Source organism: Aeromonas sp. 6P, assembly GCF_051919525.1.
Taxonomy (GTDB): domain Bacteria; phylum Pseudomonadota; class Gammaproteobacteria; order Enterobacterales; family Aeromonadaceae; genus Aeromonas; species Aeromonas veronii.
On sequence record NZ_JBQBEO010000002.1, the window covers coordinates 2647292 to 2663043 of the forward strand.

A 15752-nucleotide genomic window follows, 5' to 3' on the forward strand; every position below is an offset into this window, starting at 1 on the left:
CGGATCAAAGGCTTTTTGGGAGCTGGCTCAGCCTTTTACCGTCACTCTGCGACCCCCTTGCAGGAGAAAAAGCCCTGAACGGGTCAGGGCTTGCAGGGAACATGCACAGAAATGGCGGGCAGAGCGCATAAACGACCACTGCGGTGCCGTTTCTGACAAATTTACAGTTTGGCGGTGAGCTCCGGCAGCAGAGTGAAGAGATCCCCCACCAGCCCGTAGTCCGCCACTTGAAAGATGGGGGCGTCGCTGTCCTTGTTGATGGCCACGATCACCTTCGACTCCTTCATCCCCGCCAGATGCTGGATGGCGCCCGAAATGCCGACCGCGATATAGAGCTCGGGCGCCACCACCTTGCCGGTCTGCCCCACCTGCAGATCGTTGGCGACATATCCTGCATCAACGGCGGCCCGCGATGCCCCCACCGCCCCACCCAGCTTGTCGGCCAGCGCCTCAATCAGGGCAAACTGCGCCTTGGACCCCAGAGCCCGACCACCGGAGACCACCACCCGGGCGGCGGTCAGTTCGGGCCTGCTGGAGCGCACCGCGCGGCGCTCGACCAACCGGGTACGACCAGCGAATTCGGGCACGGCCAAGCGTTCGATGAGAGCCTGCCCGCCTGTCGCCGCCTTGGCAAACGCGGTGGCCCGCACTGTCATCACCTTGACGGGTGCCGAGCTTGCCACTCTGGCAATGGCATTGCCCGCATAAATGGGGCGCAGGAAGGTGTCGCTACTCTCGATAGCCGTCACCTCGGAGAGCATCTCCACCCCGAGCCGGGCCGCCACCTGTGGCAGCAGCGCCTTGCCCATGGCACTCGCCGCCATCAGGCAGTGGCTGTAACCTTCGCACCAGCTGGCCAGCAGCTTGTCCACCCCATCCAGCAGCCCGTCGGCCAAGCGGGGATGTTCGGCAAGCAACACCTTGTCGACACCGCCAAGGGCAGCCGCCTGTTCACCCGCCTCGGTCAGCCCCTGACCCAGTAACAGCAGGTCAACTTGACCGCCGATGGATCCGGCGGCGGTGACCAGTTGTGCCACGTTGTCGGCCAGATGGCCCTGATGATGTTCGGCAATGATCAGCACGCTCATGGCAGCACCTTCGCTTCGTGTTTGAGTTTGTCCACCAGCTCGTCCACCGAGCCCACCTTGATCCCGGCGCTGCGGGCTGGCGGTGCCATCACCCCTAGCAAGCGGGTCTGATTGGCCACCTCAACGGCGAGTGTCGAGAACGGGGCGCTATCAAGCGGCTTGCGCTTGGCCTTCATGATGTTGGGCAACGAAGCAAAGCGCGGTTCATTCAAACGCAGATCGGCGCTCACCACCGCAGGCAACGGCATGCCCAGGGTCTCGAGGCCACCGTCGATTTCGCGGGTCACCAGCAGTTCCCCCGCTTCCACCTTGAGGGCTGACGCGCAGGTCGCCAGCGGCCACTCATTGAGGGCAGCCAGCATCTGGGCCACCTGATTGTTGTCTGAATCGATGGATTGCTTGCCGAGCAGCACCAGATCCGGCAGCTCCTGCTCACACACCTTGTGCAAGGCGCGGGCGACAGTCAGCGGGGTGAGCGTCTCATCGGTGACACTCTCACCGGTTATATAGTGCAGCGCCCGATCCGCCCCCAGCGCCAGCCCATGGCGCAGTTGCTCGGCGGCAGCGTCAGGGCCAAAGGTCACCACCACCAGCTCGCTGGCGATACCCGCTTCCCGCAGCCTGACCCCCTCCTCCACCGCAATTTCACAAAAGGGGTTGATCCCCATCTTCACATTGGCCAGCTCCACGTCGGAACCGTCTCCCTTCACCCGGATCTTGACGTTGTAGTCGACTACCCGTTTGATCGCGACCAGCAGCTTCATGGGGTCATGCCTCGTCTCTTTGGATTGAATTCATTAGTGTGCCTCTGCGTTTGTTGCAGTACGCTCTTCCCTGATTTTTTGCTTTTTCTTGCTCAGTTTTGCTTACAACCGCTTTACGTTTACGTAAACTACCAGCATTACCCTAGGCCAACCAGAGCGCAGAGGCAAGATGGAACGGGAAGCAATGGAATTTGATGTCGTCATCGTCGGCGGCGGTCCGGCGGGGCTCAGTGCAGCCATCGCCCTGAAACAGCAGGATGCCACTCTCTCCGTCTGTCTTCTGGAGAAAGGGGCGGAAATTGGCGCCCATCTGCTCTCCGGCGCCCTGTTTGATCCCGTCGCCTTGCAAGAACTGCTGCCGGATGGCTGGCAGCAAGCGCCGCTCGGCGTGCCGGTCAGCGACGATCAGGTTCATCTGCTGCAAAGCGAGCAACACTCCCTGCAACTCCCCGCCTGGGCGGTGCCGCCCCGGATGCACAATGAGGGCTGTCACATCGTCAGCCTCGGCAATCTCTGCCGCTGGCTTGGCCAACAGGCGGAAAAACTGGGAATCGAAATATACCCGGGATTTACCGCCAGCGAACTTATCATGGAAGCGGGCCGGGTCAAGGGGGTCATCACCGGCGATCTGGGGCTGGATCGGGCGGGCAATCCAAAAGCTGATCATGTGCCCGGCATGGCGCTGCTCGGCCGCTACACCCTCTTTGCCGAGGGTGCCCGAGGTCATCTCGGCAAGCAGCTGATCGCCGACTTCAACCTGGCAAGCCCTGCCCAGCCCCAGCACTATGCCATCGGTTTCAAGGAGCTGTGGCAACTGCCTGCTGGCCAAGGCAAAGCAGGACAGGTGCTGCACGGTAGTGGCTGGCCCCTTGGCAAGCAGGGGGGCGGCAATAGCCACGGTGGCTTCTATCTCTATCACATGGAGGGGGATCAGGTGGCGGTCGGGCTGATCGTCGATCTCAACTACCAGAATCCCTGGCTCAGCCCGTTTGACGAATTCCAGCGCCTCAAACATCACCCGCTTATCGCTGGCGTGTTGCAAGATGGGGAGCGCATCAGCTATGGCGCACGCGCCATCACCAAGGGGGGCTGGCACGCCCTGCCCCGCATGCACTTCCCGGGCGGCCTGCTGATCGGCTGCGATGCGGGCACTCTCGACTTTTCCCGCATCAAGGGGATCCACACCGCCATGAAGTCCGGCATGCTGGCGGCAAAAACCGTCGCGATGGCGCTGCGAGGTGGTGATGAAGGGGGCCGGGATCTGGCCCAGTATGGTGACGAGCTGCACCAGAGCTGGCTGGCCCGCGAACTCAAGGCGGCGCGCAACTTCGGCGCGGCGCTTCATCGCTATGGTCCCTGGTTGGGCGGTGCCTTCAACTGGCTGGAGCAACGGCTGTTTGGCGCAAACTCGCCCTTCAAGCTGCTCGATAAGGCTCACGATTACCGTCAGCTGCGCGTGGCCAGCCGCTGCGAGCCCATCCATTATCCCAAACCCGATGGCAAGCTGAGCTTTGACAAACTCTCGTCTGTGTATCTGGCCAACACCAGTCACGACGAGGATCAGCCTTGTCACCTCAAGCTGCAGGACGAGCGCATTCCGGTCGAGGTCAATCTGCCCACCTGGGCCGAACCCGCCCAACGCTACTGCCCGGCCGGGGTGTTTGAAGTACTGGAAATGGAAGGTGCGGCCAAACTGCAGATCAATGCCGCCAACTGCATTCACTGCAAGACCTGTGACATTAAAGATCCCAGTCAAAACATTATCTGGACGCCGCCACAGGGGGGCTCCGGACCCAATTATCCGAATATGTGATGAAGTACGGCGATACCAAGACGCGGTGACATCAAAGATACCCAGTCCCAAAACATCGTCTGGACACCACCACAGGGGGGCTCCGGGCCCAACTATCCGAATATGTGATCGAACGGCGATGCCAAGATGCGGTGACATCAAAGATACTCACCAAAACATCGTCTGGACGCCACCACAGGGGGGCTCCGGGCCCAATTATCCGAACATGTGATGAAGCGGGGCAGCGGCAGCAAGCAGCCCCAGCTAGCCCTCCTCCAGCCAAAGGCCGGGTTCTGCCCCGCATAGCCGCTCAGGTGATCCGACCTCGCTGTTTTTTTGAACAAACAGGCTGAATCCCTGATGAATAGCCCCTGACAAGCGCGGCCCGCCCCTGTATAGTTCGCCGCATTCAGGTTTTCCATCGGCCCGATCTGCTTATCCACGGGATCGCCTTCTGCAGCGATCTAAGGTCGCATGACCTGTGCAACCATCCCTGATTACCCATGACTTTTTAAGGGGGGACAGATGATCACCGCCTACATTCTCAACAACAAGGTGCTGGACATAGTCACGCTCGGGCCTGACGACATAGTACCTGACAACACGGTCTGGCTGGATGCCTACAAGCCGGACACGGCAGAGCGAGAATGGTTGACGGGCCTGTTCCTGGAAGAGGTCCCCGACAAGGAAGAGCTCGACGACATCGAAGCATCCGCCCGTTTTTACTGGGATACCGATGGTCTGCACATTCACTCCCTGTTTCCCCAGCGGATCGGTCGTGACACCAAGGGTGTCCACGTCTCCTTTACCCTGCGCAACAACCTGCTGATCAGCATTCGTGAAGATGACATCGGGCTGGTGCGCCTGCTGCGCCACTATATGCGCCAGGATCGGCTGGAGGTGGAGGATGCCCTCGACATCCTGCTGGAGGTGCAGAACCTCAAGGTGGAGTACCTCTCCGACCTTATCGAAGATGGTTACAAGACCTTGGAAAACACCGCCGATCAGATCTTCGAGCCGGATCAGATCAACCCCATGCTGAAAGAGTTGATGGCACAGGAAGAGGCCAACGGCCAGATCCGTCTCTCTCTGCACGATACCCGCCGCGCCCTGCGTTTCCTCAAACGCAGCCTGCGCCAGCGCATGAGCCTTGAGCAGAACAAGTGGATCGACGAGATGCTGCACGACGTGGAGTCTCTCTTGCCCCACACCCAGTTCCTGTTCGACAAGATCAACTTCCAGCTGGAGGCCTCCATGGGGGTGACCAATCTGGAGCAGAACAAGGTGATCAAGATCTTCTCGGTAGCCGCCGTGATCTTCCTGCCGCCGACCCTGATCGCCAGTATCTACGGCATGAACTTCGGCCGCATGCCGGAGCTCGCCTGGGAGTATGGTTATCCCATGTCACTGGTGCTGATGGTGATGTCATCGCTCGGTACCGGCCTCTTCTTCAAGCGCAAAGGCTGGCTGTAACGCCGCCGACGCGCGCTGCGATATCTGAAGAAACGGATTGGGGGGCATGGCCCCCCGATTAATTTGCGCCACACCCAACGCCTTGCAAAGGACGCTTCGTCGCCCCATATCCCCTTCATCACTCAATTCAAGTGGATAACGGGCAACCATGACCCTCTACCCCGAACACCGATATGACGATCACGGCCAGTTGCGCCCGCCCCTCTGGTTCTGGCCCATCGCCCTGTTGCTGACCCGCTCGGTCTGGCTCTTTCTGATGGCGGGAGTGACCCGCGAGAGCGGCAGCGAGATCCTGACCCTCTTTTATCCGGACAAGATCACCCTCTACATCAGCCTGCTGACCGACGTGCCCGCCATGCTGGCGTTGCTCGCCTGCGGGGGCACCTATCAGCAGACCCAGAGCATTCGCGCCAGACTCCGGCGCCACAGCCCGCTGCTGCTGCTCTGCTCTGCCGTCAGCGGCCTGCTGATGCAGTTGCACAGCCTCAATCTGCAGAAGTGGTCATTCAGCTGGCCCACCGCACTGGTGCTGGTCGCCAGCCTCTGGTCACTATGGTATCTGCTGCGCAGTCGCCAACTGCGGGAATATGCCGCAGATCAGCCCCACTGACGGGGCTGACACCTATTGACGAGTGACCCGGATCTGCAGGGTCTGGCGCTCGCTCTGGCTGCCTCGCCCTACCTGTAGCTGGGTGCCAAGGCGGCTCCCCTGATCTGCTGAACTGGTCGAAAGTTCCCCCACCGTCAGCCACTGGCCCGGGGCCCCGCTCACTTCGGTGGCACTCTGTCCCGTGCTGATGGTGCCCTGCTCCAGCCTCGCCTGCTCGCTGCTCAGCGCAATCTGCACCCGATCGCCAATCAAGGTGGCCGTGGCATAGAGGCCGTTCACCAGCGGCATCATCCCCACCACGGCGCCCCCGTTCCATTGATAGAAGGTCACCGGCTGATAGGAGCCCATCTGCAACAGCACGGGGCGACCCGAAAGCCCACGCACCTGCCAGCTGTCGTTCTGGCTGCGTTGATACTGCTCTGCATTGCCATCGAGCAGCCACTGCCTTTTGGCCTCGTCGCGACTGATTGAGCCCCCCAGTTGCTGGCCGCTGGCGGCCCCATCGACCCGCCACTCGATAAGCAGGCTTTGCGGCGGCTGGTTGATCTGGGCCAACGTGGCTTCGGCCTCCTGCAACTGGGCTGGCGTTCCGCTCAGCACCAGCTGGTTGCCCATGGCACTCACCCCAAGCTGGGGATAGATCTCCTTGAGGGTCTGCACAGCCGCCTGCGCCTCGAAGACCGGGATCACTTTCACATCGGCCCACAGCGACGAGCTCCAGAGTCCCATCATGCAGCCAAACCACAGCAGCACCCTGCGGCCAACCTTGTCCATCCGCTCCATTGCCCTCTCCTCGCTCTCTTCTTGTGCTCTACTCACGCTTTGCTCAGGCGTGGGCCAACTCCCGTTGCCAACAGCTCTGTCCTACTCAGTTAACCCGTCGATGATGAACCCGACGGTTGCCAAAAAACAACCGGGAATGCAGCAACCCCGTGCTTTCCCACGGTATGAGGCTCTCATTCCACGCCCATTATCGCGTAAGATAGCGCCATCAAATTTGCCCACGCGGAATCCATCATGTTGAAACAGCTGTTGTTACTCCCCCTCGCCCTGCTGCTGGGGGCCTGCTCCCTGACCCAGTACAACGTCAGCGAGGCCGAAATCAACCAGTACCTCAAAGAGCAGGTCTCTTTTGAAAAACAGCTGGGGATCCCCGGCATCATGTCGAGCAAGATCCGTCTGGATGAGATGCAGAGCCGTATCGGCCGCAAGCAACCGGATCGCATCGAGCTGGATGCCGCTGGCGACCTGCAGGTGAGCAGTCCCCTTGGCAGCCAGCAGATGAAGATCCGCTTTGCCCTGAGTGCCCGCCCGGACTATGTGGCCGATCAGGGCGCTATCTACCTGCGTGATCTCGAACTGGTCTCGGTTCAGACCGATCCGGCCAACATAGGTGCCGCATTGACCCCCATCCTGCCCACCTTCAATCAGTCGCTCTCCCTGTTCCTGTCGCAAACCCCGGTCTATCGTCTCGACAGCAGCCGAAAGAACGAAGCCAGGATCAAAGAGAAGGTAGAAGCCCTCAAGGTAGAGCCGGGCCGTCTGGTGATCCCGTTCAAGGTGCTCTGATCGCCGCCGCACTGGCACTTTCATCGCAATAAACAGATAACCGTCCTCTTCGACAGCGCACATCCGGTTTAACGTGCAGCCGAATGGGGCGGTTTTTTACTTCTCAAGTCCCCTGCAACACAGCATAATGCAGACCATTCTCATTTAGATTCGTTATGAGAAGCGTCAATAATAAAACCAATGGTGAGAAGGGACATGAGAAAAACCGTACTGGTTCAGGCGATTGCCTGCGCACTGATCAGCGGCGCCGCACACGCTGCCGTCAAAGTCGAAGACAAGACATTCAATACCGCCGCCAACATGCTGGCCTATACCGAATTCGAGCTCTCCGGTGAGCCGCTGGCCGAAGCGCTGGGGTTGGATCTGGATGTGCTGGATGCCAACCGTGCCGATGAGCCGACCTCGTTCGACTTCGCTGCCGGCATCGAATCCTACGAATACTCCGAAGAGGCGATGTACGCCCTCAACTACCAATCCGGCATGGGCCCGCATCTGGTGAACGGGCCGCAAAACCTGGCCCGTGGCGGCACCATGGCATCTCTGGGGCAACGGGTGTTGGCCATGGCCGATGCCGTTGGCTTCCCGGCGGATGAAGTGCCGCAGGGCATGTATCCCCTCTCCCTGCCCTACGCCTCCGCCAATCCGGAGTTTGCCCAGGCCGTCAACGCCACCCCGGTCAATGGCGACCAGATCACCATCAAGACCGCCAAAGGGACCGAGAAAACCGTCAAGACCCAGGTGCCCGCCTACTTCCGTGACTACAGCACCCTGCGCTGGAGCGGCAGTGACAACCTGCTGGTGCCCGCAGCGGTAGGCGGCATCCTGCTCAAAGAGGTGATGTGGTCGCAGGACTTCCTCGGCGGCATGCACGTAGCCGAGACCGATGAAGAGGTAGAAGCCGCCTCCGCCACCATGGATCAGGATGGCAAGCACAAGCTGGGCGTCTCTGCCGCCGATGGCTTCAACGGCATGATGCTGACCGAGCAATCCATCGACAAGCTGGCCATCATGCAGAACCAGCTTGGCTTCGATGGCAAGCAACTGGGCGCCAAGATCACCCCGCAGTACGATCCGGCCAAGGGCGTTGTCTACTTCCCCCATCAGGTGAAAGTGACCGAAACCAGCAACAACGATGCCGGTGCCATCGGCAAGCTGGAGGTGGTGGATGGCTCCGCTCAGCTGCGCGATGCCTGGATGATGCTGTGGCCGCTCTCCGAGTTCTATGCCTTCAGCGATCAGCGCAGCGCCAACACCAACCAGAACCCGGCCTTCCACGCCGTGTTTGACGGCGCGCCGTTTGCCGCCGCACCGGCTGCCAACAAGACCAATGACCTGGGCAAAGCGGTCGCGGGCAGCGATGCCTTCTCGCTGGCGATCAATCTCTCCAACCTCACCTTCAAGAACCTGGCGGCCCTGCACTTTGATGCCAAGGCTGGTACCCTGGTCGACAGCTGGCAGGCAGGCAAACAGGGCAAGCACGTCACCACCTTTGACGCTGCTTACGCACTGGTCGCCCTGCAGATCTTCCAGCGCGCTCAGGATGCGCTGCCGGTCGGTTACGCCGCCGGTGACAATGGCGAGCTGAACCTCAAGACCCAGCAGGGTCAAGAGGCGCTCGACTTGATCCGCAAACAGGCCGATTTCATCCTTGCCAACCTCAAGGGCAAAAATGGTCTGGTGCATGACGGCATCACGCTAGATGGCAAGCTCGATGCCGGCCACTCCATCGACGCGCAGTTTGCCGCCATCCGCGGCCTAACCGCCGCCTTCCTGGCGACCTCGGATGCCAAGTACCGCACCGCGGCGCGCGAACTGTTCATCGCCGTCGACAAGGCCTACTTCAATGCCAAAGCGGGCACCTGGCTGGCGGGTAAACAGGGTGAATACACCCCCTGGACCCAAGCAGCCATCTCCGGCGCCCTGCGCTCTGCCATGCTGAACCTGCGCAACGAAGGGGCCGAGAAGGCGCCCGAGCTGGAGCTGGCGAAGCTGACCGGTCAGTACGTCAGCTGGTTCCGTGGCACCGTCAACGGTGGCATGCAAATGGCCGAGTGGATCGGTGACTCCGGCGAGAACATCATCGAAGGTGCCGGCAGCGACACCGACGAAGATGGCGTACCGCAAGTGACCGCCGCAGGTGGCAAGCACGGCATCGCCATGGTGATGGCCGCCAAAGCGGTGGTTAGCGAATAATCCTCGCCATTCACCAGCATGAAAAAGGGAGCCAACTTGGCTCCCTTTGCATTACAGCGTCTGACACAGTTTCAAGGGCCTTCCTCAAACCAGCTTGTCCAGCATCTCCTTGGTCACCAGTACAATCCCCTGCTCGGAGCGGTAGAAGCGGCGGTTATCTTCATCGGCATTCTCGCCCACCACCAGCCCATCGGGCAGCACACATCCCTTGTCCACCACCACACGGCGCAGACGGCAACCGGCGCCGATCTCGACCCCGGGGAAGATGATGGCCTGATCCAGGGTGCAGAAGGAGTGCACCCGCACATTGGTAAAGAGCACCGAGTTGAGCACGAACGACCCGCTGACGATGGTACCGCCCGAGAACATGGAGTTGATGGTCATGCCATGCTGACCGTTGCGGTCCTGCACAAACTTGGCCGGTGGCGTCAGGGTCTGGCTGGTCCAGATGGGCCAGTTCTGATCGTAGATATCGAGCTCGGGCAGCACGGAGGCGAGATCCATGTTCGCTTCCCAGAAAGAGTCCAGCGTACCCACGTCACGCCAGTAGGGCTTTTGCCCCTCGCGCGCCCCGACACAGGACATGTTGAAGGGGTGAGCAAATGCCATCCCCTCCTCCACGATGCGGGGGATCACATCCATCCCGAAGTCGTGTTTGGAGTCCTGATTGTGAATATCCTCCTCCAGCAGTTGGTAGAGGTACTCCGCCTCGAAGATATAGATCCCCATGGAGGCCAGCGAGCGATCTTCGCAACCCGGCATGGCGGGCGGATTGGCCGGTTTTTCGACGAAGGCGCGGATCTTGCGCTGCTCGTCGATATCCATGATCCCGAAGGCGGATGCCTCGGCCCGCGGCACCTCGATACAAGCCACAGTCACCTTGGCGCCAAGGCGCACATGGTCGAGCAGCATGGCTGCGTAATCCATCTTGTAGATGTGATCCCCCGCCAGCACCACCAGGTATTTGGGGCCGTAGTCACGGATGATATCGACGTTCTGATAGATGGCATCGGCGGTGCCGCGATACCAGTGCACCTCGTCCACCCGTTGCTGGGCAGGGAGCAGGTCGATGAATTCGTTCATCTGGTAACGCAGGAAGGACCAGCCCGATTGCAGGTGACGCAGCAGGCTGTGAGATTTGTATTGGGTGACTACACCAACGCGGCGGATCCCCGAGTTGATACAGTTGGAGAGCACAAAATCAATGATCCGGAATTTGCCACCGAAATGGACGGCAGGCTTGGCGCGGTTGTCAGTCAACTGCTTCAGGCGACTACCACGTCCACCCGCCAGCACCAGTGCCATACTCTGGTTCAATAATTGTCGTGCTTTGGCACTATTTTCGGGCTCTAACAACATGATTTACCTCTGCCTTGTTTGATCTATTTTCAACTCATCTTCGCCTGTTTCGGCACCTGTGAAAGTGGTTTCACTCACATTTAACCGATCTCAATTGACCCTTTTCACCGAGTTGCGAGGAATAGCATGCTTTGCTCCGCCAGCTTGGTTAAAATTCCCCCACAAAGCAGCCACTTCAAGGATGACAAGATGGTTCACAAGCTCGGACGTACCCTCTTTCTGATCGCCACCATAGTGACCATACCCCTGCTGCTCCTGCAAGCAGTTTGGTTAGCCCTGCAGAGCACACCGCTCACTTTGGCCATTATTCTGGCCACCACACTGCTTGGCATGATCCTGCTGTTGATGCTGGCCATCCGCACCATGGATGGCATGCTCCAGCATCAGGAGCTCACCTGGGTCAAGGCGATCAGGGGGCGGGACCCCTCACAACTCGATCAGCCCGCCTCCCGGGAGGTGCTGCAACAGCTGCTGGAGCAGTTCGAAAGCGCCGAGCAGAGCGCTCATCGCCAGCTGACCGAGCTCAGCAACCTGGCCACCACCGACGAGCTGACTCAGCTACTCAACCGCCACGCGTTTCGCCGCGACATGACCGAGTTGCTGCAGCGGGATCAGGACACCCAGACCGCCACCCTGGTGCTGATCCGTGCCACCGAGCTTGGCAAAATCAACGCCCAGCGCGGCTTCCAGTCTGGTGATGCCTACATCAAGGACATGGCCGCCCTCATCAAGCGGGTGGTAAGCCGCTTCCCGGGCAATCAGGTCTACCGCATTTCGGGGGCCGATTTCGCCGTGCTGGTGCAACCGGTGGCCAATATTCCCCCCCATCTGCTGGGGCAGGATTTGAAGGTGGCCTTCGATCACTATCAGGATCAGCACGAGCTGGAGAGCACCGGTTACTCGGGGCTGACCAAGCTCAGCAGCGGCCAGAAAATTGAAGCCGTGCTGGCCAGAGCGGATCTGGCGCTGGCTCGCGCCCAGACTGAAACCATCAACGGCTGGGCCATCCAGCAGGATGACAGCGCCTCCGAGCTACAGGGGCAACACCACTGGCGCGACGTGCTGACCGAAGTGCTGGCGCAGGAGCGCCTCAGCTTTACCTATCAGCCAATCCAGCCCCTGCACCGCAGCATGCTGGCTTACAACGAGATCTACACCCGCTTCAGCGGCAATGACGGCACTGCCCTGCCCACCGACACCCTGTTTGCCATGGCACAGCGGCTCGATATGGTGATGCGGCTGGAGCAGCTGGTCATTACCCATATCATGCGCCAGTACCGGGCCTTTGGTGCCAACCAGAGTCGCTGGGGGATCAACCTCTCCCCTAACCTGCTGCAAAACAGCGCCTTCCTGATCTGGCTTGACCGCCAGCTGCTCAAAGATCCCAATACCAGCGCCAATCTGGTGTTCGAACTGGATGAAGAGCATCTGGAACGCAACCTGACAGGCGCCAAGCGGGTGTTTGAATTGCTGCGCCGCAACGGCAGCCGCTCGGCCATCGCCAATTTCGGCAAGGGGATCGGCTCCTTTACCCTGTTTCGCGAGCTCAAGCCCGACTATATCAAGCTGGACCCTGCCCTGATCACCGGGCTGGAGCAGGATCAGACCAACCAGCAGTTCGTGCGGATGATCGTCGATGTATCACATCGGATGGGGTGTCAGGTGATTGCAGAGGGGGTAGAACAGCTTGGTCAGAAACAGCTGCTGCAGGGGATGTACGTGGATGGCTTGCAGGGCTATCTGATCGCCCGGCCGCAACCGCTGCGACCGGATATAAGCCAGCTGGGGCTCTTTACTGAGGATGCTTCAGCTTCAAAAGGGTCAGAATGATGTCATTGAGCTGGCGATAGCGCTCCAGCTCTTTCTGATCGTAACGGGTCGCCAGCGTGGTGGGGTTGTGGCGGTTCTTGAGGTAACGGTTGATTTGCAGGCGATTGAACCCCGCCACCTGATAGACCTGGCCAAGCAGGGTATTGAGTTCATCGTGCTCCAGACCGGCTCTGGCCAGATAGTCCCCATCGGCGGGACTCTCGGTCTGATGGCTCCACTTGCCAATGCGACCACTCTCCTGCAGATAGCTGAGCCACTGCTCGATATAGAGGGGTTTGCACCCCGCCAACAGATTGAAAAAGCCCACCGCATCGCAACGACAACCGCTCAGGAGCACGACCGCCAGCTGATCATCATCGCATTGGAAGGTCACAGGTCCGGCTTGCGCCCAATCCAGCGCCTGCACCCGAATGCTGGCCTTCTCACCCGCAGCTCCCGTTACGTCGAATACAAACATGGCGCTCCTCCCTTGGCAAAAGGTTGATGATGGACCATCCCCCTGACAGGTGCAAAGGCAAATCGGCTTTTAACTCATCAATCGGGCCATTCGACCATAAAAAAGACCGGCACCCTCACGGATGCCGGTCTTTGTCCCGATAGCCTGTGCGTTCAGGCCATCAATGGAGGCGCTTTCAGGCGTCCAGTTCAATCAGTGCCTTGGCCAGCTCGATGGGTTCGAGCTCCTGACCTTCCAGATCGGCGTTCCAGTTCGGGCCGACCAGTACATCGTCTTCATCCAGATCGTTGATCCAGATATCGAGAAACTCTTCCAGATCGATCACTTCCGGCTCGTAATCGGCCCACTCGTCGACGCAGTGCAGACGGGCGTCCTCTTCGGCAGACCAGAGCGGCATCACGTCGGCATCTTCAAATTCGGCGGAGCGACAGACGACCCAGTCTTCCCCATAGCGCAGACCCCACACCTGACCCGACTCGCGGACTTGTTCGATAAACAGTTGGAAATTGGCGTCAAGGTTGTCGTTAAGCATGCTCATGGGGTTCTCTCTTTCTTTCGGGTGCTGCGGCATTGTCGGGCGACAATACGATGGCCAAATGGTGTCGTAAAAGTGACATGGACTCAAGCATATTGGGGTTATTCCGGGAAAAAAGCCGGGATAACTCATATTTGCCTGCAAAAACGCCTCCCGATGGAGGCGTCTTGCAGATTCAGGAGATCAACGCTCCCAGTAAACCTCTTCCAGGCTGTCCTCTTTCTCCGGCAAACCGCGGGAGAGACGGGGGCTGCTCTGGGCCAACACCTCGTAGCTGACGCGGTTGGCGTATTTGCACACCTGGGCCAGTGAGGAGTAGGTCAGGAACTCGGAGATGTGCTTGGCGGAGTTAGGCACATTCATCCGGTGATAGGAGTTGGCCACCATGTCGTGCAGCACGGCGGAAAGGGCGCCATCCCCTGCCCCGTTGGTGTTCTTGATCTTCTCCGGGCCACCCATATACGGGGAGATGTGGGAGTAGATACGGGCCGGTTTGCGGCACTTGGCCCGGGCCATCGGGCGGCTGAACTCATACATGTTGAACTCGGGGATAACGCCGGGCAACAGGGTATGGGTGGTCTCGCGCTTGTAGTCCTCATCGGTATAACTCGCCATGTAAAGGCCGATGGGGCCAGCAGTACAGAGCACCATGTCGGCCCAGTCGAGCGCCTTGTCGGCAGCACCCAGCGGATCTGCGATGCCGGTCAGGGCTTCACCTTCGTCTTCGTTCATCGCCAGCACAGTGACGTTCTCGGCAATGAAATCGCGCCACCACTGGGGGTTTTCGTCGATGACGAAACGGGTGCCCAGGGTCAGCACCACGGGAATACCGGCCTCGCGGGCATAACGCACCGCTGTCATGGCCGCCTCTTTCATCGGGTCACCATCGTCACCACGCACCAGATAGGCGGTGATCACCAGGGCTGACGCCCCCTTAATCACATCCTCCGGAATGTGCTGCACATCCAGCTGGTTCATCTTGCCGGCGTTGATGCCGAAGCTGCGCTCGCCGCACTCGGTAATGAAGGTGAAGCAACGGCCGATGGGGCCATCAACCGGCTGCAGATAGTCCAGATTGACGCGGGAAGAGGTGTTGCACAGATAACGGTAGGCGTAGCAGCCGATGCGAATGTCCTGACTTATCACACCCAGCAGGATGGAGTGGGAATCGGCCAGTACCGAGTAGTTGTGTACCGTGTTGCCAATGGTGCCACCGGCAAACTCGCTCACCACCATGTTATTGGCCTTGAGCTCGTCATAAATCCGTTCGGCCACGTCGTCATTGATGACGACGGAGTGTCCCTTGCTCAGACCATAACGGGTCAGAAAGTCTTCATCCACATGGGCTTCGATATCAACCAGGGTCTGATCAATCCCGACCACGTAGGCTTTGCCCAGCTCGGTTAACAGGGGATTTTGCGGAACCAGGGGATCGCGTCTGTCGACAGGGAAGTAGTGTTTGGACTTGCGCTGACCGGGAAATTTCATGGCAATGTTCTGTGCTCTGGGGGAAAGAGGGGCGGGATTTTAACACAATCCGCCGCCCCGAAAAGTCGCCCTGTTTAAATAATGGAGTCAGTATAGACAAGGCTTGCAAGGAAAAACGTTTGCCTTTTCACCATAAAAAAACCACCCTGCCCGGGGTGGTTCCATAGCATACAAAAGCGCCTGTTTTCAGGCGGCCGCCATCCCCTGCAACAGTGCCAGCAGCGAGAAGAGGCCGAGGGCGAGCCAGAACAGCAAGGTGCCCAGAAAACGGGGCACATTGGGGGCTTTGGGGATCTGGATGCCGATGGCATGCAGGATGCGGCCGACCAACAGCATGGCGCCACCGGCATGCAGCCAGAGCGCACCGGCACCGGAGAACTCGCACAGCGCCATCAGCAGCAGGGTCAGCGGCACATACTCGGCAAAATTACCGTGAGCCCGGATCGCCGCCAGCAGCTCGGGGGCTTCCCCCTGCCCTATCATCACCCCGAACTGGGCGCGGCGTCTGACCACCCAGAAGGAGAGCCCCAGAAACAGCAGTCCAAGCAGGCCTGCGTAGATCAGCGTGATATGTACCATGACTCGACTCCTTGT

At 59.7% G+C, this 15752-nt stretch carries 13 protein-coding genes and 2 pseudogenes; 7 read left to right on the plus strand and 8 right to left on the minus strand.

The annotated features are described in order from the left end of the window. Positions 1-161: 161 nt before the first annotated feature. The gene (locus ACTG2J_RS12295) at positions 162-1088 is read right to left on the minus strand and encodes an electron transfer flavoprotein subunit alpha/FixB family protein (protein ID WP_111900017.1); all 927 of its coding nucleotides are present in this window, start codon (positions 1086-1088) and stop codon (positions 162-164) included. Continuing rightward, positions 1085-1852: an electron transfer flavoprotein subunit beta/FixA family protein gene (locus tag ACTG2J_RS12300; protein ID WP_113739373.1), complete on the minus strand. Its 768-nt coding sequence runs from the start codon at positions 1850-1852 to the stop codon at positions 1085-1087. The genes ACTG2J_RS12295 and ACTG2J_RS12300 overlap by 4 nt, the downstream gene beginning before the upstream one ends. A gap of 169 nt (positions 1853-2021) precedes the next feature. Here ACTG2J_RS12300 and ACTG2J_RS12305 point away from each other — a divergent pair. The 4 genes and pseudogenes from ACTG2J_RS12305 to ACTG2J_RS12320 all read left to right on the plus strand — a co-directional run bounded on the left by ACTG2J_RS12305 (position 2022) and on the right by ACTG2J_RS12320 (position 5727). Further along, positions 2022-3773, plus strand: a pseudogene (locus tag ACTG2J_RS12305) (electron transfer flavoprotein-ubiquinone oxidoreductase). Between the two features lie 25 nt (positions 3774-3798). Further along, a pseudogene (locus tag ACTG2J_RS12310) lies at positions 3799-3876 on the plus strand (4Fe-4S dicluster domain-containing protein); the annotation flags it as partial. A gap of 293 nt (positions 3877-4169) precedes the next feature. Beyond that, on the plus strand, positions 4170-5117 hold the full coding sequence (gene corA / locus ACTG2J_RS12315; protein WP_005337059.1) for a magnesium/cobalt transporter CorA: 948 nt from the start codon (positions 4170-4172) through the stop codon (positions 5115-5117). 148 nt (positions 5118-5265) lie between these two features. Then, positions 5266-5727, plus strand: coding sequence for a DUF2919 domain-containing protein (locus ACTG2J_RS12320; protein WP_042657897.1), 462 nt, complete (start codon positions 5266-5268; stop codon positions 5725-5727). A 12-nt stretch (positions 5728-5739) separates the two neighbouring features. On the opposite strand, the gene ACTG2J_RS12325 is transcribed toward ACTG2J_RS12320, so the two are convergent. Then, a complete protein-coding gene (locus ACTG2J_RS12325; protein ID WP_234923090.1) occupies positions 5740-6459 on the minus strand; it encodes a hypothetical protein in 720 nt (239 codons plus the stop codon). 285 nt (positions 6460-6744) lie between these two features. On the opposite strand from ACTG2J_RS12325, the gene ACTG2J_RS12330 reads away from it, so the two are divergent. Further along, positions 6745-7296 carry a lipoprotein gene (locus ACTG2J_RS12330; protein WP_033138307.1) on the plus strand — a complete coding sequence of 184 codons (552 nt, stop codon included), beginning with the start codon at positions 6745-6747 and terminating at the stop codon, positions 7294-7296. 195 nt (positions 7297-7491) lie between these two features. Further along, a complete protein-coding gene (locus ACTG2J_RS12335) occupies positions 7492-9489 on the plus strand; it encodes a hypothetical protein (RefSeq protein WP_201989307.1) in 1998 nt (665 codons plus the stop codon). 84 nt (positions 9490-9573) lie between these two features. Here ACTG2J_RS12335 and glgC read toward each other — a convergent pair whose 3' ends face one another. Beyond that, complete coding sequence (gene glgC, locus ACTG2J_RS12340) at positions 9574-10848, minus strand: glucose-1-phosphate adenylyltransferase (protein WP_201989305.1); 1275 nt, start codon at positions 10846-10848, stop codon at positions 9574-9576. A gap of 189 nt (positions 10849-11037) precedes the next feature. On the opposite strand from glgC, the gene ACTG2J_RS12345 reads away from it, so the two are divergent. Beyond that, positions 11038-12678, plus strand: a complete 1641-nt coding sequence (locus ACTG2J_RS12345; protein WP_439997532.1) for an EAL domain-containing protein — start codon at positions 11038-11040, stop codon at positions 12676-12678. Here ACTG2J_RS12345 and ACTG2J_RS12350 read toward each other — a convergent pair. The 4 genes from ACTG2J_RS12350 to ACTG2J_RS12365 all read right to left on the minus strand — a co-directional run bounded on the left by ACTG2J_RS12350 (position 12641) and on the right by ACTG2J_RS12365 (position 15737). Beyond that, a complete protein-coding gene (locus ACTG2J_RS12350; RefSeq protein WP_042055706.1) occupies positions 12641-13135 on the minus strand; it encodes a hypothetical protein in 495 nt (164 codons plus the stop codon). The two genes, ACTG2J_RS12345 and ACTG2J_RS12350, sit on opposite strands and share 38 nt — an antisense overlap. A gap of 175 nt (positions 13136-13310) precedes the next feature. Next, a complete protein-coding gene (locus ACTG2J_RS12355) occupies positions 13311-13673 on the minus strand; it encodes a DUF2750 domain-containing protein (RefSeq protein ID WP_439988559.1) in 363 nt (120 codons plus the stop codon). 180 nt (positions 13674-13853) lie between these two features. Then, positions 13854-15158 carry an inosine/guanosine kinase gene (locus ACTG2J_RS12360; protein WP_439997533.1) on the minus strand — a complete coding sequence of 435 codons (1305 nt, stop codon included), beginning with the start codon at positions 15156-15158 and terminating at the stop codon, positions 13854-13856. A gap of 186 nt (positions 15159-15344) precedes the next feature. Beyond that, on the minus strand, positions 15345-15737 hold the full coding sequence (locus ACTG2J_RS12365; RefSeq protein ID WP_005337081.1) for an MAPEG family protein: 393 nt from the start codon (positions 15735-15737) through the stop codon (positions 15345-15347). Positions 15738-15752: the final 15 nt, after the last annotated feature.

Coding starts and splice junctions, on each gene's coding strand:
- ACTG2J_RS12295 (WP_111900017.1), bottom strand. CDS start 1,088: ATGAGCGTGCTGATCATTGCCGAACATCATCAGGGCCATCTGGCCGAC.
- ACTG2J_RS12300 (WP_113739373.1), bottom strand. CDS start 1,852: ATGAAGCTGCTGGTCGCGATCAAACGGGTAGTCGACTACAACGTCAAG.
- corA (WP_005337059.1), top strand. CDS start 4,170: ATGATCACCGCCTACATTCTCAACAACAAGGTGCTGGACATAGTCACG.
- ACTG2J_RS12320 (WP_042657897.1), top strand. CDS start 5,266: ATGACCCTCTACCCCGAACACCGATATGACGATCACGGCCAGTTGCGC.
- ACTG2J_RS12325 (WP_234923090.1), bottom strand. CDS start 6,459: ATGATGGGACTCTGGAGCTCGTCGCTGTGGGCCGATGTGAAAGTGATC.
- ACTG2J_RS12330 (WP_033138307.1), top strand. CDS start 6,745: ATGTTGAAACAGCTGTTGTTACTCCCCCTCGCCCTGCTGCTGGGGGCC.
- ACTG2J_RS12335 (WP_201989307.1), top strand. CDS start 7,492: ATGAGAAAAACCGTACTGGTTCAGGCGATTGCCTGCGCACTGATCAGC.
- glgC (WP_201989305.1), bottom strand. CDS start 10,848: ATGTTGTTAGAGCCCGAAAATAGTGCCAAAGCACGACAATTATTGAAC.
- ACTG2J_RS12345 (WP_439997532.1), top strand. CDS start 11,038: ATGGTTCACAAGCTCGGACGTACCCTCTTTCTGATCGCCACCATAGTG.
- ACTG2J_RS12350 (WP_042055706.1), bottom strand. CDS start 13,135: ATGTTTGTATTCGACGTAACGGGAGCTGCGGGTGAGAAGGCCAGCATT.
- ACTG2J_RS12355 (WP_439988559.1), bottom strand. CDS start 13,673: ATGAGCATGCTTAACGACAACCTTGACGCCAATTTCCAACTGTTTATC.
- ACTG2J_RS12360 (WP_439997533.1), bottom strand. CDS start 15,158: ATGAAATTTCCCGGTCAGCGCAAGTCCAAACACTACTTCCCTGTCGAC.
- ACTG2J_RS12365 (WP_005337081.1), bottom strand. CDS start 15,737: ATGGTACATATCACGCTGATCTACGCAGGCCTGCTTGGACTGCTGTTT.